The 26,241-nt window shown below is 34.3% G+C and carries 25 protein-coding genes; 13 read left to right on the plus strand and 12 right to left on the minus strand.

The window, feature by feature from the left end:
• Positions 1 to 5 precede the first annotated feature (5 nt).
• On the minus strand, positions 6 to 527 hold the full coding sequence (locus AC0UBM_RS15005) for a DUF7935 family protein (protein WP_434035663.1): 522 nt from the start codon (positions 525 to 527) through the stop codon (positions 6 to 8).
• 71 nt (positions 528 to 598) lie between these two features.
• Positions 599 to 2,149 carry an FMN-binding glutamate synthase family protein gene (locus AC0UBM_RS15010; protein ID WP_475689163.1) on the minus strand — a complete coding sequence of 517 codons (1,551 nt, stop codon included), beginning with the start codon at positions 2,147 to 2,149 and terminating at the stop codon, positions 599 to 601.
• Positions 2,150 to 2,271: 122 nt separating this feature from the next.
• On the opposite strand from AC0UBM_RS15010, the gene AC0UBM_RS15015 reads away from it, so the two are divergent.
• Together AC0UBM_RS15015 and AC0UBM_RS15020 are read left to right on the plus strand one after the other, a co-directional pair.
• Positions 2,272 to 3,849 carry a hypothetical protein gene (locus AC0UBM_RS15015; protein ID WP_475689164.1) on the plus strand — a complete coding sequence of 526 codons (1,578 nt, stop codon included), beginning with the start codon at positions 2,272 to 2,274 and terminating at the stop codon, positions 3,847 to 3,849.
• Positions 3,850 to 3,962: 113 nt separating this feature from the next.
• A complete protein-coding gene (locus AC0UBM_RS15020) occupies positions 3,963 to 6,308 on the plus strand; it encodes an ATP-dependent helicase (protein WP_475689165.1) in 2,346 nt (781 codons plus the stop codon).
• 206 nt (positions 6,309 to 6,514) lie between these two features.
• Here AC0UBM_RS15020 and AC0UBM_RS15025 read toward each other — a convergent pair whose 3' ends face one another.
• Positions 6,515 to 7,378 carry an alpha/beta hydrolase fold domain-containing protein gene (locus AC0UBM_RS15025; RefSeq protein WP_434035667.1) on the minus strand — a complete coding sequence of 288 codons (864 nt, stop codon included), beginning with the start codon at positions 7,376 to 7,378 and terminating at the stop codon, positions 6,515 to 6,517.
• A 47-nt stretch (positions 7,379 to 7,425) separates the two neighbouring features.
• Here AC0UBM_RS15025 and AC0UBM_RS15030 point away from each other — a divergent pair, with 47 nt between their 5' ends.
• Genes AC0UBM_RS15030 through priA form a run of 4 tightly spaced genes read left to right on the plus strand, consistent with a single transcriptional unit; the run spans position 7,426 to position 12,361 of the window.
• Positions 7,426 to 8,046 carry an L-threonylcarbamoyladenylate synthase gene (locus tag AC0UBM_RS15030; protein WP_414036861.1) on the plus strand — a complete coding sequence of 207 codons (621 nt, stop codon included), beginning with the start codon at positions 7,426 to 7,428 and terminating at the stop codon, positions 8,044 to 8,046.
• Between the two features lie 56 nt (positions 8,047 to 8,102).
• The gene (gene nadC / locus AC0UBM_RS15035; RefSeq protein ID WP_475689166.1) at positions 8,103 to 8,960 is read left to right on the plus strand and encodes a carboxylating nicotinate-nucleotide diphosphorylase; all 858 of its coding nucleotides are present in this window, start codon (positions 8,103 to 8,105) and stop codon (positions 8,958 to 8,960) included.
• Between the two features lie 2 nt (positions 8,961 to 8,962).
• On the plus strand, positions 8,963 to 9,904 hold the full coding sequence (locus tag AC0UBM_RS15040; protein ID WP_414036859.1) for a YihY/virulence factor BrkB family protein: 942 nt from the start codon (positions 8,963 to 8,965) through the stop codon (positions 9,902 to 9,904).
• Between the two features lie 3 nt (positions 9,905 to 9,907).
• The gene (gene priA / locus AC0UBM_RS15045; RefSeq protein WP_475689167.1) at positions 9,908 to 12,361 is read left to right on the plus strand and encodes a replication restart helicase PriA; all 2,454 of its coding nucleotides are present in this window, start codon (positions 9,908 to 9,910) and stop codon (positions 12,359 to 12,361) included.
• Here the strand turns inward: priA and AC0UBM_RS15050 are convergent.
• Complete coding sequence (locus tag AC0UBM_RS15050; RefSeq protein ID WP_414036857.1) at positions 12,358 to 13,053, minus strand: LytR/AlgR family response regulator transcription factor; 696 nt, start codon at positions 13,051 to 13,053, stop codon at positions 12,358 to 12,360. The two genes, priA and AC0UBM_RS15050, sit on opposite strands and share 4 nt — an antisense overlap.
• Positions 13,054 to 13,263: 210 nt before the next feature.
• On the opposite strand from AC0UBM_RS15050, the gene rpsF reads away from it, so the two are divergent.
• The 5 genes from rpsF to AC0UBM_RS15075 all read left to right on the plus strand — a co-directional run bounded on the left by rpsF (position 13,264) and on the right by AC0UBM_RS15075 (position 15,767).
• The gene (rpsF, locus tag AC0UBM_RS15055; protein WP_414036856.1) at positions 13,264 to 13,602 is read left to right on the plus strand and encodes a 30S ribosomal protein S6; all 339 of its coding nucleotides are present in this window, start codon (positions 13,264 to 13,266) and stop codon (positions 13,600 to 13,602) included.
• 2 nt (positions 13,603 to 13,604) lie between these two features.
• Positions 13,605 to 13,901 carry a 30S ribosomal protein S18 gene (gene rpsR / locus AC0UBM_RS15060; protein WP_382381729.1) on the plus strand — a complete coding sequence of 99 codons (297 nt, stop codon included), beginning with the start codon at positions 13,605 to 13,607 and terminating at the stop codon, positions 13,899 to 13,901.
• 13 nt (positions 13,902 to 13,914) lie between these two features.
• Entirely contained in the window at positions 13,915 to 14,367 is a 453-nt protein-coding gene (gene rplI, locus AC0UBM_RS15065; protein WP_414036855.1) for a 50S ribosomal protein L9, read from the plus strand.
• Positions 14,368 to 14,438: 71 nt separating this feature from the next.
• Positions 14,439 to 15,287, plus strand: a complete 849-nt coding sequence (locus tag AC0UBM_RS15070) for a glycerophosphodiester phosphodiesterase family protein (RefSeq protein ID WP_475689168.1) — start codon at positions 14,439 to 14,441, stop codon at positions 15,285 to 15,287.
• Between the two features lie 6 nt (positions 15,288 to 15,293).
• Positions 15,294 to 15,767, plus strand: coding sequence for a DUF6495 family protein (locus AC0UBM_RS15075; RefSeq protein WP_434035671.1), 474 nt, complete (start codon positions 15,294 to 15,296; stop codon positions 15,765 to 15,767).
• Positions 15,768 to 15,774: 7 nt separating this feature from the next.
• On the opposite strand, the gene AC0UBM_RS15080 is transcribed toward AC0UBM_RS15075, so the two are convergent.
• Entirely contained in the window at positions 15,775 to 17,013 is a 1,239-nt protein-coding gene (locus AC0UBM_RS15080; protein ID WP_414036852.1) for an ABC transporter permease, read from the minus strand.
• Between the two features lie 129 nt (positions 17,014 to 17,142).
• On the opposite strand from AC0UBM_RS15080, the gene hisS reads away from it, so the two are divergent.
• Positions 17,143 to 18,516 carry a histidine--tRNA ligase gene (gene hisS / locus AC0UBM_RS15085; protein ID WP_475689169.1) on the plus strand — a complete coding sequence of 458 codons (1,374 nt, stop codon included), beginning with the start codon at positions 17,143 to 17,145 and terminating at the stop codon, positions 18,514 to 18,516.
• Positions 18,517 to 18,744: 228 nt separating this feature from the next.
• On the opposite strand, the gene AC0UBM_RS15090 is transcribed toward hisS, so the two are convergent.
• From AC0UBM_RS15090 to AC0UBM_RS15120, 7 genes are all read right to left on the minus strand, one after another.
• A complete protein-coding gene (locus AC0UBM_RS15090; protein WP_475689170.1) occupies positions 18,745 to 19,410 on the minus strand; it encodes a peroxiredoxin-like family protein in 666 nt (221 codons plus the stop codon).
• Between the two features lie 204 nt (positions 19,411 to 19,614).
• Positions 19,615 to 20,202: a YceI family protein gene (locus AC0UBM_RS15095; RefSeq protein WP_475689171.1), complete on the minus strand. Its 588-nt coding sequence runs from the start codon at positions 20,200 to 20,202 to the stop codon at positions 19,615 to 19,617.
• 355 nt (positions 20,203 to 20,557) lie between these two features.
• Complete coding sequence (locus AC0UBM_RS15100; protein WP_414036848.1) at positions 20,558 to 21,838, minus strand: hypothetical protein; 1,281 nt, start codon at positions 21,836 to 21,838, stop codon at positions 20,558 to 20,560.
• A 26-nt stretch (positions 21,839 to 21,864) separates the two neighbouring features.
• Positions 21,865 to 22,455 carry a YceI family protein gene (locus AC0UBM_RS15105; RefSeq protein WP_475689172.1) on the minus strand — a complete coding sequence of 197 codons (591 nt, stop codon included), beginning with the start codon at positions 22,453 to 22,455 and terminating at the stop codon, positions 21,865 to 21,867.
• A gap of 805 nt (positions 22,456 to 23,260) precedes the next feature.
• Complete coding sequence (murA, locus tag AC0UBM_RS15110) at positions 23,261 to 24,577, minus strand: UDP-N-acetylglucosamine 1-carboxyvinyltransferase (protein WP_414036846.1); 1,317 nt, start codon at positions 24,575 to 24,577, stop codon at positions 23,261 to 23,263.
• Positions 24,578 to 24,583: 6 nt separating this feature from the next.
• Entirely contained in the window at positions 24,584 to 25,249 is a 666-nt protein-coding gene (locus AC0UBM_RS15115) for a DUF4290 domain-containing protein (protein WP_414036845.1), read from the minus strand.
• Between the two features lie 63 nt (positions 25,250 to 25,312).
• Positions 25,313 to 25,606: a DUF493 family protein gene (locus AC0UBM_RS15120; RefSeq protein WP_475689173.1), complete on the minus strand. Its 294-nt coding sequence runs from the start codon at positions 25,604 to 25,606 to the stop codon at positions 25,313 to 25,315.
• A gap of 91 nt (positions 25,607 to 25,697) precedes the next feature.
• Here AC0UBM_RS15120 and AC0UBM_RS15125 point away from each other — a divergent pair, with 91 nt between their 5' ends.
• Complete coding sequence (locus AC0UBM_RS15125; protein WP_475689174.1) at positions 25,698 to 26,240, plus strand: AAA family ATPase; 543 nt, start codon at positions 25,698 to 25,700, stop codon at positions 26,238 to 26,240.
• The last annotated feature ends 1 nt before the right edge of the window (position 26,241 follow it).

A 26,241-nucleotide genomic window follows, 5' to 3' on the forward strand; every position in this document is an offset into this window, starting at 1 on the left:
ATACATTACCACATATCACTTACTTCTTTTTTTACATAGGATAAAGCCGTGTCGCTAGGTGCGCGTTTTTCCATCATTTCCGATAAAATCACTTCGCGCATTTTGTTTGCAGAGTCCGTTTTTTCTAGCATGGACGCTTTTCTAATTAACTGAATGGTAGAGTTTTTAGCCGTAGTAATTACGCTCCAACAATCGTCGGTGATGTAAATTTGTTGAGATAAGTTATGCTCGAATTCTTGCTCGATCGTGCTAATTAATAATACTTCGTAGTCGTCTTTATCGGTCGAGGTGGGTTGCACACGAATCAATAGTTTTGATGGTGAAATGCGCTCAAGAAACAAGGCCATGCGTTCGTAAGCTTGAAGTCGTATGGGCATGGAATTTACTTGCATTTCTTTTTTTAGTAAAAAACGTCTGCGACCATCTTCATTTTTTGTGTGTTCTTTAAAAAAATGATAGGCAATCAAACCGGTAACAACTGTAGGAATAGTATAAAAAAACAGACTTAATATAGATTCGGAATTCATTTATTCAGGATTTAGAGCAAACTTACTAGCTTTTTCTGTGTCGACAAAACAAGTAATATTGGTTATAAAAATTAGGCTTGAGGTGTTTTTCCTCCTAAATACGGACAATCTTTTAAAGCTTGCATGCTTGTAAATGGAACGGGAGATTTTTCGTATTTGTAGGTTTTATCTAATTTAGAGGTTAGGTTTTTATCGTCTACGTTAATATTAATATCTCGCATAGTAAACTGACAAGGATGCTCGTAACCCGCGGCGTGAGTAACCTCAATAAATTCTTTACTAAAGGTTTTAAAATACTGAGATAATCTTTCGGATTTTAAGGTAGGATCTATTCCGTTTTGTAGCCACTTATTTTGCGTAGCCACACCACTAGGGCAACGGTTAGTATGGCAAACCTGTGCTTGTATACAACCTATACTTAACATCGCTTCTCTGGCCACATTTATACAATCTGCTCCCATTGCAAATGCCATAGCGGCTTTAGCAGGAAAGCCTAGTCTACCACTCCCAATAAATACAATACGGTCGGTAATATTACGTTTTAAAAATACTTTATATAACTCACTAAATCCGTATACCCAAGGTAATGAGACGTGATCTGCAAAACTTGGTGGCGCCGCACCGGTTCCACCTTCACCACCATCTACGGTAATAAAATCTGGTCCTTTTCCTGTAGCAATCATAAGATCGGCAAGTTCTTCCCATTGTTCTATTTTTCCTATAGCAGCTTTAACACCTACAGGCAGACCAGTTAGCTGTGCTATGTTTTCAATAAATTCTATTAGCCCAGGAATATCTTTGAAAGCGGAATGACTTGGTGGCGAAATAACATCTCTTCCAAGAGGGACATGTCTAATTTTAGAAATTTCTTCTGTAATTTTTGCGGCAGGTAAAACACCTCCTTTTCCAGGTTTAGCACCTTGAGATAATTTAATTTCTATTGCTTTAATAAACGGATTTGCTTCTACTAAGCTCACGAGTTTATCTATTGAAAAACGTCCTTCTTCATCACGGATTCCAAAATATCCAGTTCCTACTTGAAAGATAATATCACCTCCGTTACTGTGGTAAGGCGATAAACCACCTTCTCCAGTATTATGGTAAGCACCGGCAATTTTTACACCTTTGTTAAGCGAGTCCATTGCTTTTGCAGATAACGATCCAAAACTCATTGCCGAAACATTAATTACAGAAGCGGGTCTAAAAGGTCGTCTTCTGTTGTTATAGGCTCCCATGACTTTAGCGCAAGGTAAAAACGACTTGTCTTTAAGGCTCGGGTGGTTTCCTTCTGGTTTGTAAGGTAACATGGCATTATTTACAAACATATGCTGGTTGGCATAAATATCGCGATCTGTACCAAATCCTTCGTAGTTATTCTCTTTTTTTGCTGAAGCATAAATCCAACCGCGTTCAATTCTATTAAAAGGTAATTCTTCACGATTGTTCGATACAAAATATTGGCGCATTTCGGGACCAATGCTTTCTAAAAGAAATCGGAGATGCCCTACAATTGGAAAGTTGTGACTTATGGTATGCTTTTTCTGAAAAAAGATATCTCGAATTGCTACTATAAGTAAGAATAGGATAACCCACATCCACCAACTAACATCACTTAAAACCATATTGTATCTCTTTTTATTCGTTAACGGGTTAAATATATTATAAATAAAGCAAAAAGATAAAGGAAGATTTCCTTAACATTATAGTGTTTAATTAAATTAGCTTTATAAATCTATCACTATCAATGACAAATAAAATAAAGAAGCCCCTAACTGTCGTATTATTAGTTGTTTGTGTATTATGCGTGGTGTGCTTATTTTTTGCAAATACTTTTGTAGAAAATAAATTAAAAGAGACGTTAAAGACCTTACCAGAATCGGTAAGTTTTAAATATTCTGATTTGCACGTGAATGTCTTTCAAGGCATGTTATTTGTCGAGAATCCGGAATTAGAGTTAATAGAAGGCGTTAATAAAGGTGTCGATTTAAATTTAAAGCTAGAAGATTTTAAATTAAAAGATGTTAGCTATTGGGAGTATGTAATTAATAATACCATTCATCTCGATAGTATTATACTGCTTAATGCGCAAATATCTTATGTAAGATCAAAACAGAAAAACAAGGATACTACAAATTCAAAGGACTCTTCAAAATCTGGCGGTTTACAAGATTTTAATAAGATTGTTAAAATAGATCGTTTCGATTTAAATCATGCTACAGTAACGTTGTTTAAAGCGTCTAAAGATTCAGTATTTTTAAAATCTGATAATGTGAATATAGCCTTTAACGATATTCATTTTGATGCGACTACGGCTCAAGAAAGCATCCCTTTTAATTATTCTAATTATCATGTGTTAACCGATTCATTGAGATTTGATGTTGGAGAATTTGAAACCCTGAGTTTACATGAGCTTGAACTAACAAAGAGCCATTGGGTGGTGAGGAATTTAAAACTCAAAACCAAGTATTCTAAACAAGAGCTTAATAAGGTTATTAAAAAAGAACGCGATCATTTTAATATTAAGATGGACTCCTTATATATTGAGCAACCCGATTTTGGTTTTAAAAACGATAAGTTTTACTTTAAAACCGATACGATTACCATTCAGAAACCTAATATGGAAATTTATAGAAATAAGCTGATTGCAGACGATCACTCTATAAAACCATTATACAGCAAAATGCTTCGTGATTTAAAAATCAATCTCACCTTACCAACATTAGTATTAAAAGACGGCTATATAGAATATCAGGAAAAAGTGAAGGAAGGTATTCATGCCGGAAGTATTTCCTTCGCTAATTTTAATGCGACTATTAAAAATGTAAGCAATACATATGTTTCGCCTACAAAAACAGAGTTAGATATTCATACCAATTTTTTCGACACAGCGCCTTTACATGCTGTATGGACGTTTGATGTGAATAATGAAAAAGACGAATTTAACTTTAAAACAGAAATAGGGTTGTTGCCCGTTTCTCAATTAAATAAATTCACCGAACATAATTTAAATGTCAAGTTAGAGGGGCAATTCGATAAAGTTTATGCTAATATTAATGGGAATGTAGATCGGTCGCACGTAGATTTTAGTGTGAAGTACGAAAACATGAAACTCGATATTTTAAATAAAAAGCATAAGAAGAACAAGTTTCTGTCTTCGGTAGCCAATTTATTTCTTAGAAATGATTCCGATAAAAATGAAGATGGTTTCATTACAAAATCAGGACAAGTGGAACGAGATAAAACAAAGTCGGTGTTCAATTTTTTCTGGTTAAATGTAAAGGAAGGCCTAAAACTTGTCTTTGTGGGAGATGGCATTATTTAAGCATTTGGCATTTTAGTTACTTGTGCAAATTGGGCAATGTTTATAATTATTTATAAATCTATTTACTTAAACGGTTAACAAAGGTTAATTTTGCAGTCTAAATTGTATAAACTTTGGAGAAGTATTTAAGTCAGTTAAATGAAGCACAGTTAGCACCAACCATTCAAATGAACGGCCCTATGATTGTTATAGCGGGTGCCGGCTCAGGAAAAACGCGTGTGCTTACTTATAGAATTGCCTATTTAATGCATAAGGGAATCGACCCTTTTAATATTTTATCGCTAACCTTTACTAACAAAGCAGCGCGCGAAATGAAAGAGCGTATTGCATCTATTGTAGGTCAAAGTGAAGCGAAAAATCTTTGGATGGGAACCTTTCACTCGGTATTTGCTAAAATTCTTAGAATTGAAGCCGATCGTTTAGGGTATCCTGCAAACTTCACCATTTACGATGCACAAGATTCTCAGCGTTTAATTTCATCTATTATAAAAGAGATGGGGTTAGACAAAGAATTATATAAATACAAATCGGTATTTTCAAGAATATCTTCATACAAAAACAGTTTAATTACCGTTCGCGCTTACTTTCAGAACCCAGAATTAATCGAAGCAGATACTATGGCTAGACGGCCGCGTCTAGGAGATATTTATAAAGAATATGTAGATCGCTGTTTTAAATCTGGAGCTATGGATTTCGATGATTTGTTATTAAAAACCAACGAGCTCCTAACACGTTTCCCAGAAGTTTTAGCCAAATATCAAGATCGATTTAGATATATTTTGGTCGATGAGTATCAAGATACAAACCACTCACAATATTTAATAGTAAGAGCATTGTCCGATCGGTTCCAGAACATTTGCGTGGTAGGGGACGATGCGCAAAGTATTTACGCCTTCCGTGGTGCGAATATTAATAATATACTGAATTTCCAAAAGGATTACGACGATGTAAAAATGTTTCGATTAGAACAAAATTACAGATCGACTAAAACCATTGTGAATGCCGCCAATTCTATAATAGATAAAAACGAAACCAAATTAGATAAGGTTGTTTGGACGGCCAATGATGAAGGAAATAAGATTAAGGTAAATCGTTCTATGACCGATGGGGAAGAGGGACGATATGTAGCGAGTACCATTTTTGAAACGAAAATGAACGAGCAACTTAATCATTCCGATTTTGCCATTTTATACCGTACCAATGCCCAGTCGCGTTCTATGGAAGACGCTTTGCGTAAGCGAGATATTCCGTATCGTATTTATGGAGGTTTGTCATTCTATCAGCGTAAAGAAATTAAAGACGTTCTGTCGTATTTACGTATAATTATAAATCCGTCGGACGAGGAAGCTTTAAAACGTGTTATCAATTTCCCACCACGTGGAATTGGTCAGACCACGATCGATAAATTGCTAATAGCGGCTAACGGTTATAAGCGCTCTATTTTTGAAGTGATGAAACACATCGATAAAACCGAAGTGAAAATCAATTCAGGAACAAAGAATAAATTGCAGGATTTTGTGACTATGGTAGAAAGCTTCCAAGCTATGAATGAGAGCGTGAATGCCTTCGAGCTTGCAGATCACGTAGCCAAAACTACCGGATTAATAAAAGAATTTAATAAAGATACTACACCAGAAGGTGTTGCTAAAGTAGAAAATATTGAAGAACTTTTAAACGGTATAAAAGATTTCGTTGAAGAACAAAAAGAGTTGGCAGATACTACAGGATCTTTAACCGAATTTTTAGAAGATGTGGCCTTGGCAACCGATTTAGATAATGATACCGGAGAAGACGATCGTGTGGCATTAATGACCATTCACTTGGCAAAAGGTCTGGAGTTTCCATATGTGTTTATTGTGGGATTAGAGGAAGATTTATTCCCGAGTGCAATGAGTATGAATACACGTAGCGAGTTAGAGGAGGAGCGCCGTTTGTTTTATGTGGCTTTAACGCGAGCAGAAAAACAAGCCTATTTAACGTATGCGGTGTCAAGATACCGCTGGGGAAAATTAGTAGATTCCGATCCTAGCCGATTTATACAAGAAATAGATGAGGAGTATTTAGATATACTAACGCCAATTGAAGAGCGTAGGATGAACCCGATGTTAGATGCTAACATTTTTGGAGACGATGTGCCAAATAGAAACATCCGTTTTAAACCAGCTAAACAATTACCGATTCAGAAAAAAGGTGCGACTAAAATGCAAGGACCAGCAAAAGTTCCTGTAAATACCTCTAAAAATTTAAAGTCAGTGAGCTCTACAGCTGGCGCTGAATCCGGGAATTTATTCGATAACAAATTGGTAGCTGGAAATATAGTGAAGCATTTACGATTTGGTAAGGGTGAAGTTTTAAAAATTGAAGGCGCCGGAGCAGATACAAAAGCAGAAATAAAATTTGAAAATGGTGGTAACAAGAAATTGTTACTTCGTTTTGCTAAATTAGAAGTTATAGGGTAACAGAAATATTGCCATTATAAAGCTTATAATAAAAAAGTTCAGAATTAAATATTCTGGACTTTTTTAGTTTTAACGACCTGTTTACATGTAAATTTCTGTTCATGTGAGTAAAGGTCCATCTAATGAAGCTTGTGCATTTTATTTGGATTAAAGGATATAGATGTAAAAGATACACAAGATTTTAACCCGATGGAATGAATAAATGGTTACTCCAAATTAGCTCCAATAAACGCTTTTAATTTAGACCAAGTATCTAATAACTCTAATCCTTCCCAACCATGTCCAGCTTCGGGATATAAGGTATACTCGTGCATAATGCCTAGTGCTTCAAGTTTGCTTTGTAGTAGGTCGCCTTGAGACGTCGGAATTAAAGGATCTTTTCCTCCATAAAATAAAATGGTTGGAGGTGCTAACTCTGTAATTTGATGATAAGGACTTATTTTTTCTAAAAACTCTGTAGTTAACTCTAAACCATATAATTGCTCAAGCAGATTTACGGTAGTGAAGTTTACATTTTCTAAATATGCTGGATCGGTGAAATTGGTAGGCCCAACAATACTTCCAACCATTTTGGTTTGCTGGGTATCGTCAAACGCATAACTCCACAACATAGCTAAGTGTGCTCCAGCACTAACGCCTACAAATCCAAAATCTTTAGAAATCTGGTATTCCTCAAGGTTTGCGTTAAAATGATTTACAACAGCTGTAATGTCGTTTATTTGCATGGGATAAGCTTCGGTAGTTTCGTCTACTAAGCGATAATTCATATTTAAAATAGCAAGATCTGGTAAATCTTTTTGGATGAATTCTATAAAGGTATTCATGTCTTTTTTGTCACCAGACGTCCATCCGCCACCATGTACTAAAATTAGTGTTTTGGTATCAGAGTCGCGATGTGCAGGCAAATAGATGTCGTATGTTTGAAATTCATCATTACCATAAGAAACGTCCGTTTTAACAGTAGCTTCCAAATCTACAAAGTCAATCACCTCGTTTGTCGAGTCTGAAGTACAGGAAAAACTCGTGACTGCAATTATTAGAAGGATGATAATGGATTTTATTGGTTTCATTATAAATTATTAATTACTTTGTAGAACGATTCTACAATATACTTATTATGGCCGAGTTTATAAAAATTTACGAAGAAAATCCTAATCCAAAGGAAATTAAAAAGATTGTTGATGTTTTAAAACGTGGCGGATTAATTATTTATCCAACAGATACCGTCTATGGTTTGGGGTGCGATATCACTAATACCAAGGCTCTAGAGCGTATTGCACGGATTAAAGGTGTGAAACTAGATAAGGCTAATTTTTCTTTTATCTGTTACGATTTAAGCAATCTAAGCGATTATGTGAAGCAAATTGATACATCGACATTTAAAATTTTAAAGCGAGCACTGCCTGGTCCTTATACTTTTATCCTTCCAGGAGCTAAAACCTTACCTGTTGCATTTAAGAAAAAGAAGACGGTAGGTATTCGTGTGCCAAATAATAAAATCGCTTTAGAAATTGTTAAAGCGCTTGGGAATCCAATTGTATCGACTTCTATTCGAGACGAAGATGAGGTGATTGAGTATACGACAGATCCGGAATTAATTTACGAAAAGTGGGATAATTTAGTCGATTTAGTTATCGATGGTGGTTACGGAGATAATCTAGCATCTACAGTAATCGATTTCTCAGAGGCTGAGCCTGTAATTGTTAGAGAAGGAAAAGGAAGTTTAGAGATTTTTTAATGCGTTTTTAAACCGTTTTAAATCCGCAATTAGTAATTTTGTACCAAAGAATTTATATGATTAGTCAAGCTCAATTTGAAAAAGAAATAGAAGGAATTATTGCAAATGCTGTTCGTGAAGATGTTGGAGATGGCGACCATAGTTCTTTAGCGTGTATTCCCGAATCGGCACAAGGAAAAGCTAAGTTATTGGTAAAAGATAATGGCGTTATTGCTGGTGTGGCATTTGCTAAAAAGGTTTTTGAATATGTCGATAAGAATTTAAAAATTGAGACCTTAATAGAAGATGGTAGCCAAGTAAAGTTTGGGGATGTCGTTTTTTATGTAGAAGGCGCTTCGCAATCTATTCTAAAAGCTGAGCGTTTGGTTTTAAATGCAATGCAACGTATGAGTGCGATTGCAACCAAGACCAAATCTTATGTAGATTTATTAGAAGGTACGGGAACTAAAATTTTAGATACTAGAAAAACCACTCCAGGAATTCGAGCTTTAGAAAAATGGGCCGTGAAAATTGGTGGAGGCGAAAATCATAGATTTGCGTTGTACGACATGATTATGTTAAAAGATAATCATATCGATTTTGCGGGTGGTGTTACGGCAGCGATCACAAAGACCAAGACGTATTTAAAGACAAATAATAAAGATTTAAAAATAATTGTTGAAGCACGAAACCTTCAAGAAATTGAAGAAATACTTCAAAACGGAGGCGTGTACCGAATATTAATCGACAATTTTAATTACGAAGACACCAGAACAGCTGTAAAACTAATAGGAGATACGTGTTTAACGGAATCTTCAGGAGGAATAAACGAAGAAACATTGCGTAAGTATGCCGAATGTGGTGTAAATTATATTTCGTCTGGAGCCTTAACACATTCGGTATATAACATGGACTTAAGCCTGAAAGCGGTTTAATTATGACAAAGCCTATTGAAGATAAGCTAGCGAACATTCCAGTTGTAAATTTATTAGTGAAGTTTTTTAAAACCTTAAAACTACCAGGTTTAGAGGGATTATCTGTTTACGATTTATTAGAACTTTACATTACAGGAATAATTAAAGGCGCGTTAACTTCAAGAGCAAGTGCGATCGCTTTTAATTTTTTTATGGCTATTTTCCCTTTTTTGTTATTCATTTTAATTCTTATCCCGCATATCCCAATAGCAGGTTTTAAAGCAGAATTTTTAGACTTTTTAGAATCTTTTTTGCCACCAACAACTTCGGAGTTTTTCTTTAAAAATATTTTCGAAAATATAGATAGTACAGAACGTGGTGGCTTGTTGTCTACCGTATTTTTATTGTCTATTTTTCTAATGGCAAATGGGGTTAGTGCCGTGTTTTCTGCCTTTGAAAGTTCATATCATTTCGAACTATCCAGAAGTATATTAAGACAATACCTTTATGCCCTGGGCGTCGCTTTAATCTTGGCCTTTTTAGTCGTAATTTCGGTAGCGGGCTTTGGATTTGTAGAAATTTATATCCTTGGTAGCTTATTTGAAACCTTAACCCAACAAGGTGTAGAAATAGGTAATAGCAGTATCATTTGGGTGAATATCTCGAAATATGTTTTTGGAATTGTAATGATTTATCTCTCTACTGCTACTTTATATTATTTTGGAACGCGCGAGGGAAAACATAGTCGTTTTTTATCGGCTGGAGCACTATTTACAACCATGCTAATTGTGAGTGTATCGTATTTGTTTGGTGTGTATATCGAAGAGTTTTCGCAGTACAATGAGCTTTATGGCTCTATAGGGGCATTATTGATATTAATGTTTTATTTGTGGTTAAATTCCAATATCATTTTGTTAGGATACGAATTAAACATATCCTTACGTCAATTACGTAAAAACAATTAATTTATGCTTCATTTTATAGATGTTATTCTTCCTATTCCTGTCGAGAATCTGTTTACGTATGTCATTACAGAAGCCGAATCCGATTTTATAAAACCAGGCATGCGTGTCGCGGTCCCTTTTGGAAAAACGAAGGTCTATACTGCTATTGTAAAAAGGATACATAATACACCACCGGAAATTTACGAAGCGAAACAAATTCAGCAAATTTTAGATGAATATCCTATCGTTACCGAAACGCAATTAAGATTGTGGGATTGGATGGCAAATTATTATTTGTGTACAGTAGGTGACGTGATGCGCGCATCGTTGCCAAATGCATTTATTCTGGAAAGTGAAACCTTAATTAGTAAGAATAAAGACAAGGTTATAAACGACACAGATTTAAGAGACGATGAGTTTCTTATTTATGAAGCCTTGCAACATCAGTCGTCTTTACGTATTCAAGACATTGTAGATATTGTAGATCGTAAACAAGTCTTTCCTATAATTAAGCGACTTTTAGAAAAGGAAGCCATAGTGGTTGAGGAAGAGGTTTTTGAAAAGTATAAACCCAAATTGGTCAAGTATGTGAAGCTTCAAAATCAGCATACAACGCAGGAGGGTTTACAGAAATTATTGGAAGAACTAAGCCGAGCGCCAAAACAGCGGGATGTGGTAATGAGTTTGTTTCAGTTATCTGCAAAAACGAAAAAAGCAATAAAAGTTTCAGAATTGGTTGAAGCGAGTGGTGCTTCAGCAAGTATTATAAAATCTTTAATCGATAAATCGGTTTTAGAAGAGTATTTTATTCAAACCGACCGTATTGAGTATAATGGCGAAGCATCAGAGGCCTCCAAAGTATTAAATCCGGAGCAAACCGAAGCGCTTAGTCAGATTAAAACGACTTTTGAAACGCATCAAGTGACATTGCTTCATGGTGTAACATCTTCAGGTAAAACCGAAGTCTATGTAAAATTAATTGAGGAGGTGTTAAAAACGGGCAAGCAAGTTTTGTATTTACTGCCAGAAATCGCATTAACTACACAATTGGTAAACCGATTACAAATATATTTCGGAGAACAGGTTGCCGTATTTCATTCTAAATATTCGGCTCATGAACGCGTTGAGGTTTGGAATAATGTGTTGCATAACTCATCCAAAGCTCAGGTAGTTTTAGGTGCACGATCTTCAATATTCTTGCCGTTTAACGCTTTAGGATTAATTATAGTAGACGAAGAGCACGAGCAATCGTTCAAGCAATTCGATCCTGCACCACGATATCACGCAAGAGATACTGCCGTGGTTTTGGCGCATATTCATGGCGCTAAAACGTTATTAGGCTCGGCTACTCCAAGTTTAGAAAGCTATTTTAATGTGCAACAAGGCAAGTATGGTTTGGTAGAAATTACTAAGCGGTACAATAATGTGTTGATGCCGGATATTGAGCTGATTGATGTAAAAGATAAACAAAAGCGAAAGTTAATGACTGGGCATTTTAGTGATAGAATGATTCAGGTTATGGCTGAAACTTTAGAAGAAGGTCATCAGATTATTTTGTTTCAAAATCGGCGTGGTTTTTCACCCATAGTAGAATGTAAAACATGCGGGCACGCGCCTGAATGTCCAAATTGCGATGTAAGTTTAACGTATCACAGTTATCGCAATCAGTTACGTTGTCATTACTGCGGTTATAATATGGCAATGCCTTTAAAATGTCAGGCTTGTGGAGATACTTCATTGGATACTAAAGGGTTTGGAACCGAGCAGATAGAGGAGGAGGTAAAGGTGTTGTTTCCAAAGCATAAAACCGGACGTATGGATTTAGATACCACACGTGGAAAATATGGTTATGAAAAAATAATTACTGCCTTCGAGCAACAAGAAATGGATATTTTGGTGGGTACACAAATGCTTACCAAAGGATTGGATTTTAGAAATGTTGCTTTAGTGGGAATTATGAATGCCGATAATCTATTGAATTTCCCTGATTTTAGAGCACACGAGCGCAGTTATCAATTGCTTTCGCAAGTGTCGGGACGCGCAGGTCGAACAGAGAAGCAGGGAAAGGTCCTTATCCAGACGTACAACCCGTTTCATAATATATTGCAACAGGTGTCCACTAATAATTACCAGGCGATGTATAAGGAGCAAATGGACGATCGTTATAATTTTAAATATCCGCCTGTGTATCGGTTAATTCGAGTGACGTTAAAGCATAAAGATTTTAATCGTGTAAATATGGCTTCAATTTGGTTGGGTAAAGCCTTTAGACAAGTTTTTGGAGATTATGTGCTTGGTCCCGTAGATCCGCCAGTGGCCCGAATTAGAAATCAATTTCACAAAAATATTCTAATAAAGATTCCGTCCAAACAATCGTTAGGAGGTACAAAAAAAGCCATTGTTAAAATTAACAGTAGCTTTATGAATGTAAAAGATTTTAGATCGGTAAGATTAATCTTAAATGTCGATGCGTATTAAATACTATTTAATGCTTCAACAAGTTGTGATTTTTTATTTCGACTCAACGGAATTTCAACAGCGCCAACTTCAACGTTCTTGCTGTTAAATCTGTCAATTTTATCTAGGTTAACAATATAGGATTTATGAATTCTAAGAAATTTTCCTTCAGGAAGTTCTTGTTCAAATGCTTTCATGGTAGATAACACTACAAGACTACCTTCTGTAGTAACTAGTTTCACGTAATCTCCAAGCGCTTCAATCCATTTAATATCGTTAATATATACTTTACGTTTTTTAAGGTTACTTTTTACAAAAATATGTTCGCCTTCCTCTTCTTTAAAGTCTATTTTTAATTTATGCTGTTCTAAAGCTTTTTCGACAGCTACCATAAAACGTTCCCGAGTTATAGGTTTCTTTAAATAATCGGTAGCATCGTAATTAAACGCTTTAAAGGCATATTCCGTTTTACCAGTAACAAAAATAATCTGAGGTTTGTTGTTTAGCACATCGAGAAGTTCGAAGCCATTTAATACCGGCATCTCAATATCTAAAAATATAAGATCTACTTTGTGAGAGTTTAAACCATTTTTGGTTTCCAGAGCACTACTGTACTCCGCAATTAAGTTAAGAGCAGGGTGTATTTCTATTAACTTTACAATAGATAATCGCTGAATTGCAGAATCATCTACCACCACACAGTTTAAAGTCATAACAATTTAAGTTTCAGTTAAGATAACGACAATAGTACAAATTAACCGGATAAAAACCAAAGAAAATCCGATAAAGTGTAAGCTTTACCTTATTTTTGACGCAAGTTGGCGTAGGTAATAAAATATAATTATTTTTCCTAATGCGTTTGTTATATTTAATAATTAGGCGTATATTTGCAGCCATTTTTAACAATAAAAATAGATTTGAATATGAATCATTATGAAGCTGTTTTCATCTTAAATCCCGTTTTATCTGAAACACAGATAAAGGAAACAGTACAGAAATACGAAGACTTTCTTGTTTCTAACGGTGCTAAGATGATATCAAAAGAAGATTGGGGACTAAAAAAATTAGCTTACCCAATTCAAAACAAAAAAAGTGGTTTTTACCATTTATTTGAATTCCAGGTTGCTGGAGAAGTAATTACTCCTTTAGAGTTGGAATTTAGACGTGACGAGCGTTTTATGCGTTACTTAACTGTAAAATTAGACAAGCACGCTGTGTCTTGGGCTGAGAGAAGAAGAGCTAAACTTAAACAAAAAGCGTAATTATGTCATCTATAGAACAACAAGCAAAAGGAAAAAAAGACGGAGAGATTAGATACTTAACGCCTTTAAATATTGAAACTAATAAGCAAAAGAAATATTGTCGTTTCAAGAAGTCTGGAATCAAATATGTGGATTATAAAGACGCAGATTGGTTATTAGGTTTTGTAAACGAACAAGGTAAAATTTTACCTCGTCGTTTAACTGGAACGTCATTAAAGTATCAAAGAAAAGTGTCTGTAGCTGTAAAAAGAGCACGTCACTTAGCTTTAATGCCTTATGTAGCTGATTTATTAAAATAAAATACCGATAACAATGGAACTTATATTAAAACAAGACGTTGAAAATTTAGGATTTAAAGACGATGTTGTAACAGTTAAGAACGGTTATGGTAGAAATTTTTTAATTCCTCAAGGAAGTGCTATTTTAGCAACACCTTCTTCTAAGAAAGTATTAGCTGAAAACTTAAAGCAAAGAGCTTTTAAAGAGCAAAAAATTGTTGATGAAGCAAATGTAATTGCTGAAGCTTTAAAAGCTTTAGACATTAAAATTCCTTCTAAAGTAGGATCTGGAGATAAATTATTCGGATCTGTAAACAATATCGATCTTGCTGAAGCAATCGCTAAAGAAGGTCAGTCAATCGACAAAAAATTCATCACTGTAATTGGTGGAAGTGTTAAACGTTTAGGTAAATACGAAGCCGTTATACGTTTACACCGTGAAGTAACTGTAGATTTCCCTTTTGAAGTAGTAGCTCAAGCTAACTAATTAAAAAGGTATTTATAATATTAGAAACCGTTTAGACTTGTTCTAGACGGTTTTTTTAATTCAAAAAAAACATGAAATATTTTATTTTTACCGCTTTAATATTTTGTTTTATTAGTTGTAGCGAGGTTGCTAGTAAAGATTCTAAATTAATTGAAACCTTTAAATCTACAAACACAGAATTACCACAGGTAAGTGTACATCGTGGCGGAAAAAATATACAGCACTATCCCGAAAACTGCTTAGAAACCTTACAGTATGTAAACGACAGTATTTTTGCGATATACGAAATTGATGTGGCTCAAACTAAAGATGGTAAACTTGTTTTAATGCACGACAATGCCATAGATAGAACGTCTACAGGGACTGGATTGGTTAAAAACTTATCGTATAACGAATTAACTGCGTTTAATTTAGTAGACGATTACGGTAATGAAACCGCTTTTAAAATTCCTTTATTTAAAGATGTTTTAAAATGGGCCAAAACGAACAATGTTATACTTACTATAGATATAAAACGTAGCGTAAGCCAAAAGATAGTCATTGATGCCATAAGAGAAGTAAATGCCGAAGATATAAGTGTAATTATAACTTACGATGTAGAACAGGCAACTACCGCTTATGAATTAGCTCCAGATTTATTATTATCGGTGTCTGCTAGAAACGAAGAAGAATATAATCGCCTATTAGAGGCTAAAATTCCGACTAAAAATATGCTTGCCTTTACCGGAACACGATTATCTAATGCCTCTCTTTTTGAGAAGTTACATGCCGAAAATATAGTATGTATGTTGGGTACATTAGGAAACTTAGATCAACAAGCTGCCACAAAAGGAGAAAAAAGTTATGTGACCTGGAAAGCATTGGGAGTAGATATTTTTGCTACAGACAGACCTTTCGCAGTTTATAATGCCTTAAAATAAAAAAGAATGAAATACGCTAGACTAACAAAAGAACAGTTTGAAGAATTACATCAAGAATTTATTAATTTTTTAGCGACGCAATCTATTGATGCAAGCGAATGGAAAACCATTAAAGAAACCAAACCGGAAGTTGCCGAACAAGAATTAGATGTGTTTAGTGATTTGGTATGGGAAGGTGTTTTGAGTAAAGTAAAATATCTTGAGCACATTAATGGGCAACACATGCATTTATTTGCTTTAGGAGAAACGAATATGCATTTGGTGGCTATAAAGTTAACCAACGATAAAGATTTAGCCACTAAAGAAGGTTTCGCCTGGTTACGAGACAACTTAATGCATGATAATGTAGAATTTTTACAAGCGAATAAAACCTATTCGGAAGATAAAAATCTTGATATTTTTAAGCTTATCCAACAGGGAGCAAATATTACAAAAGGAGAGTTGTATACCTTTTTCAATAATTTAGTAAACGCAAATTAATACGTTTTTATTCATAACGTAAGGATTCTATAGGGTCTAGTTTTGCGGCTTTAGAGGCTGGATAAGAACCAGAAATTATAGCGACTACAAACGTAATTAGACTAGCCCAAATCATGGCAGACCAAGGCATACTGAATTGAAAATCGACCACAGATGCAAATCCGAAGCCGAGTAAAATTCCGAGGATCATTCCAAGTATGCCTCCAAGCTGTCCGATTATTATGGTTTCAATAAAAAATTGAAAGGCTATAGTACCCTGTTTTGCCCCTAAAGCTTTACGTACTCCAATTTCTCTTGTACGTTCACTTACCGATACTAACATAATGTTCATTAAGGCTATAGAAGATCCTAAAATGGTAATGATACTAATTATCCAAGCGGCTGTAGCTAATATGCCTGTAATCGCCCCAATACGGTTAATTAAATCGTCACTGCGTTCTAGACCAAAGTTATTGTCTTCGACAGGAGTTAATCCGCGAATATTTCTAAAAGACACTATGGCATCATCTTGGGCTTGTTGTAATAGTTCTTTCTTTTCAACCATAACACTTAGTGCATAGTTTATATTGGCGTTGGTAAAAATAGAACGTGCTTTTTGCAAAGGCATAATCACTCTTAAATCCTGATTATTACCAAATGTAGATCCCTTAGATTCTAAAGCACCGATAACCTTAAACTTAAACCCTCTAATCGAAATTGTTTGGCCTATTGGATCTTCATCCTTAAATAACGCCTTCACTAAATCACTACCAATAATACACACATTAGAATTATTGTCTACTTCCAGCACATTAAATTCTCGCCCTTGATCGACTTTTAAACCAGAATTCTGAATAAAATTTTCGTTAGACCCAATGACGGTAACTTCTGGATCTGTTTTTACGTTTTCATATTTTACTTCGGCCATAGAAGTCCCTGTAAAGGAAACAGAGGTTTTAGTAAATGGAAAGTTGTACTGATTTTCGAAATCACGTATATTCTGATAACTAATTATCGGATTTATTTTTTGACGCTTACCTTGTTGGCGTTGCGCTGTAAACTCGTAGCGCTGAATATTAAAGGTGTTAGCTCCCATAGAAGAGAAGTCGCTAGAAATGGTGGTTTCTAAAGCGGATACCGCACTTAAAATCCCTACTAATGCCGTAATCCCTATGGCAATAATAAGTATAGTTAAAATGGTACGCAGTAGCTGACCTTTTATAGAATCGAAAGCAATTCTAATATTTTCTCGAACAAGTGAAAACATGAAAATGGTGTTATTGGTTGTGTCTTTTAATGTAAGACTATTAAAACGGAATAAAGTTACTATAAAATCGAATTATCTTATTAAGTCACATCAAAAATTTAGATATTTGTGCTCAAATTTAAAATACTAATGGCACAAAAACCAAGCATTCCAAAGGGAACTCGAGATTTTAATCCGGAGCAAGTTGCAAAACGACAATATATATTTAAAACCATTCAGCATGTTTTTGAAACTTACGGTTTTCAACCTATTGAAACTCCGAGTTTTGAGAATTCTGAAACCTTAATGGGAAAATATGGAGATGAAGGTGATCGTTTAATTTTTAAAATTTTGAATTCTGGAGATTACCTAAATAAGGTAAATGACGCCTTGTATGCCGAAAAAAATTCTACTAAAATTACATCAAGTATTTCTGAAAAAGCGTTGAGATACGATTTAACAGTACCTTTTGCTAGATATGTAGTGCAACACCAAAACGAAATTGAATTTCCATTTAAGCGTTATCAGATGCAACCGGTGTGGAGAGCAGATCGTCCGCAAAAAGGACGATTTAGAGAATTCAATCAGTGCGATGCAGATGTTGTAGGTTCAAAATCCCTGTGGCAAGAAGTGGAATTTGTACAATTGTACGATGCTGTTTTTTCTGCGTTACAATTAGAAGGTGTCACGATTAAAATTAATAATCGTAAAATTTTAGCTGGAATTGCAGAAGTTATTGGCGCACAAGATAAACTTATCGATTTTACTGTTGCTTTAGATAAATTAGATAAAATAGGTGAAGAGAAGGTTAAAGAGGAAATGTTAGGAAAAGGCATTCCGCAAAGTGGAATCGATAAATTACAACCGCTATTTACTTTATCGGGAACGTTTGAAGCCCAAATACAAAGTTTAAAACAAATTTTAAGTACATCGGAAGATGGTTTAAAAGGTGTAGAAGAACTAGAATTTATAAATACAGGAATTGATGCTTTAGGATTAAAAACGGCAACATTACAATTGGACGTTACATTGGCCAGAGGATTAAATTACTATACAGGCGCTATTTTTGAAGTAGCAGCACCAAAATCTGTACAGATGGGATCTATTGGTGGCGGTGGTCGTTACGACGATTTAACTGGTATTTTTGGTCTTAAAGATGTAAGTGGAGTAGGGATTAGTTTTGGATTAGACCGTATTTATTTGGTGCTAGAAGAATTACAATTATTCCCTGAGGCCGTTAACAAAAATGTGAAAGTACTTTTTATAAATTTTGGAGATCGTGAAGCCTTATACAGTTTACAAGCGATACAAAAATTAAGAGCAGCGGGAGTGAATGCCGAATTATATCCTGATACGGCTAAGATGAAGAAGCAGATGAATCACGCTAATAAACGTACCATACCTTTTGTGGTTTTAGTAGGAGAAGAAGAGGTGAAGTCTGAAGTTTTTACATTAAAAAACATGAAAGATGGATCGCAGAGTCAAGTAGATTTTAATACCTTATTGCAAGACGTAACATCTTAAATAATTAGGTTTTTATTATAATGAAAAGTCCCGATTTACATCGGGACTTTTTTAGTTAATCTAAATTGTAGTTATATTTTTTATAAAATTACGGTTTTCAGTAAAATATAAACAATTAACCTACTTATCTTTGTATTAGCTATTAGTTGAAGTAGTTCATACTACTTAGATTAACAAAGAGGTTGTTTGGGAGGGCAACCTCTTTACTTTTTTTATAAAGTATCGATTTTATTCTTTTAAGTTTTTTAGAGCGTTTATTAGGTCTGCTGGTTCTGCACGTTTACGATAGTCTACCTCTAAAAAAGCATAAGTAATCTCACCATTCTGATTGATTATATAAGTGGCCGCCAATGGTAATTCGTCACTCGTATCACCGTTAAATCCGTGTAAATTAAACCCGTCCTGATAGCGTTCAGCAACAGCATCAGTGAGTTTAAAGATAATGCCATAAGCTTTGCCTACATTATTTCCTATATCGCTTAAAACTTCAAATTTAAGGGCATTTTTCTCTGCAGTATTCATAGAATTGTCTGGCAATTCTGGAGATAATGCTAAGAGGTTTGCACCTTCCGCTTGAATATTATTTAATTCCTGCTGTAAACGTTGTAATGTTAAATTGCAATACGGACACCAACCACCGCGATACCAAGTTAAAACTACTGGTCCTTTTTCTAAATATTCGCTTAAAGACACCGCTTTGCCAATGGCATTATTAAGCGTAAAATTAGGAGCTAAATCACCAACCTGTTTAGCAGTTTCAACAATACCGCTTTTTTCTACGGCTTCTAATCCTTCGGCATAATCTTGTTTTTTATCCGCTGGAGCATGTGCATCAAAATCATCTTTCTTTGCGTCTAATACACTTTTAAGCGTTGGTTTTGTAAGTTCTGGCATCGTTTACTTTTTTGTGTTTTCATTTGTAATACGGATGTATGGTCGAAATGATAAGTAAAACATAACATTAAATGCCTAGTATTTATTAGGATAGGTAATCTAGAGCTGTATTTTGATGATAAATAAAATGTACTAACGAAATTCTCCGGCAAAAGAGTTGCGGTTACAACTTAAAGCTGGTAACTGTTTGTTCTGCAGTGATTCTTATATGATGTCCATATCTAAATGAAAATGTACTGTTACAACATCTTCAATTTTTATTAAACCCAACATTTTTTTTGGATTCTCTAAACCAAAATCTCTAATGTTTAATTTAATCTTGCCGTTAACCGTTAAAGCTTGGTCTCTGGAGATATGTATCGGTATTTGATACGATTTTGTAACGCCCGCAATTATAAAATCTACATGTGCTGTAACAATTTTTGGGTCTGTTTTAGAGCGTACGACTTTTTTTAAGCGTATGGCAATTTGAGGATAGGTATCGGATTTTAAAAGATCATTAAAATCTTTATTTATAATTTTTCTGCCACAGTCGAATTCTTTATTATCTAAAACCAATAAGGCATTTTCAAAAGAGGTATGACATGATTTAGCGGTGTAAGAAATCGCTATTTGATCTTTAAGAGTTACTGTATTAAACTTACACGTAAAGTTAGCAACATTAGTGATACCCTGTATGGTGAGCTTACTACTTGGTTTAATTATAATCTCTGATTGTGTTTTTACTGGACTTCCTGAAAACGATACGGCTAGAAGTACAGATAAGACAATGGCTAGCTTTTTTAGTATCATAAATTAATTTCTTTTAAGTCGTTACTGATTTAAAATAGCTTAAAAATATAGTTATTTCGTGTTATACAATCCGGAAAACAGGTTCCTTATTAAGTATACTCTTAGTTTCGAAACTTTAAATTTAGTAAAGTATAATTTATACGGATTAGAGTTTACAAAACACTTGCTATGGTGCTTAGATGATAACTTGAAAAAAAAATCCCTACCGACTGTGGTAAGGATTTTTTACTTTAGTTTGAGTGTAATAGTGACTTTTTAATACTCATTTGTAAGATTTATAAACTTGAAATTTATAAATGACACGCTTAAAACGGTTTTAAATAGTCTGGTTTAAATCCTTTATATGGTTCTAAAATTAGAAACTAATTACAGCTTCGAACATGATTCCGTCAAATTGAGCATCGTCGTACAGACCTGTTCCTCCATCGTAAGATTGGTTTACATACTCTAATTTAGCTAAGACGTTTTTAGTCATAAACCAACCAGCACTTGCTTGAAATCTAGTGATATCCATATCTTCAGTTCCGTCGTACTCAGAGTTCACTACGTTATAACGACCAGCTACGTAGAAGTTTTCACTCTGACCAAATCGGTAGATTAATTCTCCTGCATATTGTTGCGTTTTTCCATCTAAAGCAACAGATGTTTCAGTTGCATTTGTGCTCCCTGAGTTCATTTCAATCGTTCCGAAGAATTCTAATCCTTTATACTTTACAAACGGATTAATCATTACTGCTGTAATACTGTTTTTAAAACTTGGTGCAAAACGACCTGATCTAAAGTTGTCTGATGTTGCAGTTTCTGCTTCTAAAACATTGTAGTAACGAGATCCTGCTCTATCTGCGTTATATAAGTATAAGTTTGGTATAAAACCTGAGTTGTACAAAGAGGCTGTTAAACGGACTCTTAAATCACTATTTAATTGTTTATCGTAACCTAATTTTGCTAAGAAAGATGCACCTCCAGATTTTCCATTTTCATTTTCTACAACAGATTGGTTTAATTTTCCATTTGTAGCACCTATCATACCAATAAATCCATTTCTTTGGTAGTATAATTCTGCTCCAATTTCAGTTGTAAAAGAATCCATGATTAAGTTACCTACAAATGGATTGTAAATAGCTTGTGCATTATCTGTTCTTCTAAAGTGCGCATCACCATAGTTGTTTTCCATTTGTCCAATTCTAATTGTCGTGTATTTCATAACGTCGTCTAAGAAGCCTTCTTGGATAAAATCTAGTGCATCAACTTGAAAGAAACCTCCTTTTACATAAGGTTCGTGGTGGTGACGAGAAGATAAATAGGTTCTTAAGTGCATTCTTACACCTGGAGCTAGAGCCACATCTAAATCTAAGTTGGCAGTAGGTAAGTTAAAGTTAGGTGTAATTCCTGCTAAAGGTACAGCTCCAGAATTTTCATGATCTAAACCTTGAAATTGTAATGCAAAAGATCCTCCCATTTTTACTTTAATATTTTCGAAAGTAGAAATTGTATCTTTAGGGTCTTCGAAAACATTAATACCACGCTGGTCTGGTTGTCTATAATTGTCGATGCTTCTGTTGTTTTGTGCGTATACATTAGCACTTGTAGCGATTACTATTACGGCAATAACTAATGAGTTTATATAGTTTTTCATTGTAATTATATTTTTTGATTAAAATTTTATTGGAATACGGTGTTGAATTCAATTTTTAATTCATCACCAGTTGTTATAGTACCAAACATTGCTGTAGGAGGATCGATTTTAAATTGTGTCATTTTTAAAGTGTGAGATCCTGCTAATTTTGCATTGCTGTCGGTAAGCGTTAACGTGAAGTTTAATTGTATAGCATTTGTGGTTCCTGCAATGCTTAAGTCTCCAGTCGATTTTACAGTATAAACGCCATTACCTTTTGGTGTAATAGAATTTACTTTGGTGAGTTTAAAATCGATGCTCTCAAACTTCTTAGTATTTAAAGCTTTGTATGCGTTTTTGTCCATTCCAGACTTTCCGCTTTTTAAGCTTTCTGCAATTACTTTAAAGTTTAAAGCATTAATTGAAGCTGTTTCGCTTGCTTTTTCTACAGTTATAGAACCGCTTTGTTTTTCTGCTACTACTTCCCAATCATGTAGGCTTGAAGTTCCAAATACACTTAATTTAGAGTTGTCGTTATTTAAGGTGAACGTTTGTGAAAACGCCGTTAACGAGCCCAATAAAGTGACTAGAATAATTAATGATTGAGAAATTTTTAAGGGATGATTTTCAGTTTTCATGTTTTAAAAATTTGATTATTAATTGATGTCGATATGTCGTTTGATTTACTCTTTTGTCATATAAATGTTAATTTAGTTTCTGATTTTTTTTTAACAGTTTTGAGAATTTTAAGTGTATTTATTTTAACATAAAACAATGTTAATTTTAAATAAATTCCATTTATTAAGGCTTGGCTAATTCTCTCAATTAAAATATTTACACGTGTGTTATTTAATTATAATGCGAATTTCGGATTAATGCATATAATAAAACATGATTAAAATCATGTTTTAAATAAAAGTTGACATTCTTTGGTAAATCGCTAAATTTTAACATAAAAAGCGGGTTTTTTCGTCCAAAATGTTAAAAAACGCAGAATATGACAGCGTGTATAAATGTTAAATTCTATGATATGTTTTCCGTAATTCTGCTATAATCATGGAGTTGAGTACACTTATTTTCTCTTAAATTATATGTGGTGTATAATGCCGATTTAAGGATTTGCTAATTTGTATTTTAAAGATAGATTGTTGTTTTCTTTCTTAATGCAATTAATTGGACTGATAATAGCTAAGATAGATGGTCCTGGATGTGCGAGATGGATTAAAGGGCAACTAGGAATGGTTAAATATTTAAATCTAACCTGTTAGAGTGATGTGAAATTGAGAGTGTATTAGAATATAAAATGCTAGATTCAATACTAAAGTGCAGATGGTTTAGAGAAAATTAAAGATGATGTTCTAATCGTTGCGTGAATATGTTACAAAACAAAAGAGGTTTAAAATTAAATTTTAAACCTCTTTCTTAAATGGTATATGTTTCGATTTAATTCGAATCTATTCGTGTGATTTTCGCACCAATAGCACGTAAACGTTCATCTATATTTTCGTAACCTCTGTCTATTTGTTCAATATTATGTATGGTAGATTTCCCTTTTGCCGATAAGGCTGCTATTAAAAGAGAAACTCCTGCACGAATATCTGGAGAAGTCATAGTCGTTGCTTTTAAGCTCGATTTAAAATCGTGACCAATAACGGTAGCACGATGCGGATCACATAAAATAATTTTTGCGCCCATATCGATTAATTTATCTACAAAGAATAAACGGCTTTCAAACATTTTCTGGTGTATAAGCACGCTTCCTCTTGCTTGAGTAGCTACAACTAACACGATACTTAATAAGTCAGGGGTGAACCCTGGCCATGGTGCATCGGAAATGGTAAGGATTGAACCATCGATAAAACTCTGAATTTCATATCCATCGGTATGTGCTGGAATATGTATGTCGTCGCCTTGTTGTTCTACGGTAATTCCTAGTTTTCTAAACACATTAGGAATTTGTCCTAAGTCGTTCCAACTCACATTCTTAATAGTCAATTCACTTTTTGTCATGGCTGCTAATCCAATCCAGCTACCAATTTCAATCATGTCGGGTAACATGCGGTGTTCTGTACCTCCTAAAGAATCTACACCATCAATAATTAACATGTTAGAACCTACACCGCTAATTTTAGCGCCCATGCGGTTTAACATTTTACAAAGTTGTTGTAAATAAGGTTCGCAAGCGGCATTATAAATGGTGGTTCTGCCTTCGGCTAAAACGGCTGCCATTACAATATTTGCTGTACCTGTTACCGAAGCTTCATCCAGAAGCATATACGCTCCCTTTAATTTCTTAGCTTCAACACCGTAAAAGTGATCTTCTTTGTTATATCTAAAATCGGCTCCTAAATTAATGAACCCTTCAAAATGAGTATCTAATCTACGGCGACCAATTTTATCTCCTCCTGGTTTAGGGATATAGCCTTTTCCAAAACGGGCTAGTAGCGGACCAACAATCATGATCGAACCACGAAGTCCTTTTCCGTCTTCTTTAAAAGCTTCAGATTCTAAATATTTTAGATTTACATCGTCTGCTTTAAACGTGTAAGAACCACTTCCTATTTTATTTATTTTTACGCCTAGATTACGTAAAAGGTCGATTAGTTTATTAACATCTACAATATCTGGGATGTTATTAATTGTTATCTCTTCGGCAGTTAAAAGTACTGCGCATAAAATTTGTAAAGCTTCGTTTTTCGCGCCTTGGGGTTGGATGCTACCTTTTAATTGGTGTTGTCCTTCTATAATAAATGTTGCCATAACTATTTAGTAGCGTTTTCTGTTACGGTTAGCGTTTGTGTTTGAATTTGTATTTTTCTTGTAAGTCTTTTTGGTGTTGGTAGACGTATTATATTTCTTTTTAGTCCGCAACAAACTTGTCGAATCGGAAAGATCTTCCTCTGTATTCTTTAAGTTGATTTTTCCATCAGACAACTCATATAAATGATTAAAAATCACATTATCATCTACAGTATCCTTGTTCCAATTTAAAAAACATTTTTTCATGTGGTTTGCAATCGAGTAGATAAGTGCTTCTTTAAGTTCGCCTTCTTCCCAAGTATTTGCCACATCGATCATGGTTTTTATATTGTTTCCGTAAAAACGATATTTTGGAAAATTTTGAGGATATTCTAGAGAGTCTGGTTTACGTTCTAAGATTTCTCGATCTGGATTACCGTAAGGAGAATCTACATCCAATTCAAAATTAGCAATTATAAAAAGCTGATCCCAAAGTTTGTGCTGAAAATCAGGGACGTCGCGTAAATGGGGTTGTAAATTACCCATAACAGCAATAATAGCATTGGCTTCTTTGTTCCTGTCGTCTCTATTTTCTATAGTTTTAGCATGGTTAACCATTTTTTGAAGATGTCTTCCGTATTCTGGAATAATCAAAGGCTCACGCTCTGTATTGTATTCTATGTTATCTATCAAAATGTAGTGTAGTGTTAAAAATGTGCACGAAGTAATTATGCCCTCGCAAAATACAAAAAATTATTAAAGACTAATAACGCCTTCAACATTTTCTGTAACTTCTTTGTACTTTTCGACAACGGTTTCTGGATCTTTTAATGTAACACTTATAGATACGCTTGTATATTTTCCGTTTTTAGAAGGTTGTGTTTTTATTACAGCCCCCAAATTGTTAAATATGCCTTCTATTTCGGCTATTTTTTTTGGTTCGGATTTTACTATAAATTTATATAAATATTCGGCAGGCCATGCGGTCGTATCATATAATTGTGTTTTTAATTTATCATAAAATTCTTCTGGAGTTTGTTTATCGCTCATAGGTATTATTTTGAGTTGCAAAGATAGTATTTCGTTTGCATTTTTTATTGTTGATTAAAATCACGAATTTTACAGCCAAAACCTTGCCAAATTGAAGACAAAGAAAATTGTAATAACAGGAGGTCCTGGAACAGGAAAATCATCTATCATTCACGAATTGCAAAAAAAAGGGCACTCTTGTTTAGAAGAAATATCTAGGCAAGTCACCTTAGAGGCTAGAGAAAACGGGATAGAACACATGTTTTTAACCGAACCTTTACTATTTAGTGAACGCCTTTTAAAAGGAAGAGAATCTCAGTTTTACGAAGCAAATACAATCGCAACATCTTGTGTTTTTATAGATCGTGGCGTGCACGACGTTTTGGCATACATGGATTTTATTGGCGATGTTTACCCTGAAACGTTTAAAACGGTTTGTGATTCTTTAGAATATGATCATGTTTTTATTTTAAAACCGTGGAAGGAAATTTATAAAAGTGATGCCGTACGGTATGAAAATTTCGAACAAGCATTGCAAATTCACGAATGTTTAGTAAAAACCTACGAAGGATTTAATTACACCTTAATTGATGTGCCGTTTGATACGGTTGAAAATAGAGCCGCTTTTATTTTAAATAAAATTAAAGCGATGTAAT

Source organism: Formosa sp. F44 (assembly GCF_056238645.1).

Bases quoted from the DNA above. Each gene is read 5' to 3' on its own strand.
- AC0UBM_RS15005 (WP_434035663.1), bottom strand. From the start codon at position 527: ATGAATTCCGAATCTATATTAAGTCTGTTTTTTTATACTATTCCTACA.
- AC0UBM_RS15010 (WP_475689163.1), bottom strand. From the start codon at position 2,149: ATGGTTTTAAGTGATGTTAGTTGGTGGATGTGGGTTATCCTATTCTTA.
- AC0UBM_RS15015 (WP_475689164.1), top strand. From the start codon at position 2,272: ATGACAAATAAAATAAAGAAGCCCCTAACTGTCGTATTATTAGTTGTT.
- AC0UBM_RS15025 (WP_434035667.1), bottom strand. From the start codon at position 7,378: ATGAAACCAATAAAATCCATTATCATCCTTCTAATAATTGCAGTCACG.
- AC0UBM_RS15030 (WP_414036861.1), top strand. From the start codon at position 7,426: ATGGCCGAGTTTATAAAAATTTACGAAGAAAATCCTAATCCAAAGGAA.
- nadC (WP_475689166.1), top strand. From the start codon at position 8,103: ATGATTAGTCAAGCTCAATTTGAAAAAGAAATAGAAGGAATTATTGCA.
- AC0UBM_RS15040 (WP_414036859.1), top strand. From the start codon at position 8,963: ATGACAAAGCCTATTGAAGATAAGCTAGCGAACATTCCAGTTGTAAAT.
- priA (WP_475689167.1), top strand. From the start codon at position 9,908: ATGCTTCATTTTATAGATGTTATTCTTCCTATTCCTGTCGAGAATCTG.
- AC0UBM_RS15050 (WP_414036857.1), bottom strand. From the start codon at position 13,053: ATGACTTTAAACTGTGTGGTGGTAGATGATTCTGCAATTCAGCGATTA.
- rpsF (WP_414036856.1), top strand. From the start codon at position 13,264: ATGAATCATTATGAAGCTGTTTTCATCTTAAATCCCGTTTTATCTGAA.
- rpsR (WP_382381729.1), top strand. From the start codon at position 13,605: ATGTCATCTATAGAACAACAAGCAAAAGGAAAAAAAGACGGAGAGATT.
- rplI (WP_414036855.1), top strand. From the start codon at position 13,915: ATGGAACTTATATTAAAACAAGACGTTGAAAATTTAGGATTTAAAGAC.
- AC0UBM_RS15070 (WP_475689168.1), top strand. From the start codon at position 14,439: ATGAAATATTTTATTTTTACCGCTTTAATATTTTGTTTTATTAGTTGT.
- AC0UBM_RS15075 (WP_434035671.1), top strand. From the start codon at position 15,294: ATGAAATACGCTAGACTAACAAAAGAACAGTTTGAAGAATTACATCAA.
- AC0UBM_RS15080 (WP_414036852.1), bottom strand. From the start codon at position 17,013: ATGTTTTCACTTGTTCGAGAAAATATTAGAATTGCTTTCGATTCTATA.
- hisS (WP_475689169.1), top strand. From the start codon at position 17,143: ATGGCACAAAAACCAAGCATTCCAAAGGGAACTCGAGATTTTAATCCG.
- AC0UBM_RS15090 (WP_475689170.1), bottom strand. From the start codon at position 19,410: ATGCCAGAACTTACAAAACCAACGCTTAAAAGTGTATTAGACGCAAAG.
- AC0UBM_RS15095 (WP_475689171.1), bottom strand. From the start codon at position 20,202: ATGATACTAAAAAAGCTAGCCATTGTCTTATCTGTACTTCTAGCCGTA.
- AC0UBM_RS15100 (WP_414036848.1), bottom strand. From the start codon at position 21,838: ATGAAAAACTATATAAACTCATTAGTTATTGCCGTAATAGTAATCGCT.
- AC0UBM_RS15105 (WP_475689172.1), bottom strand. From the start codon at position 22,455: ATGAAAACTGAAAATCATCCCTTAAAAATTTCTCAATCATTAATTATT.
- murA (WP_414036846.1), bottom strand. From the start codon at position 24,577: ATGGCAACATTTATTATAGAAGGACAACACCAATTAAAAGGTAGCATC.
- AC0UBM_RS15120 (WP_475689173.1), bottom strand. From the start codon at position 25,606: ATGAGCGATAAACAAACTCCAGAAGAATTTTATGATAAATTAAAAACA.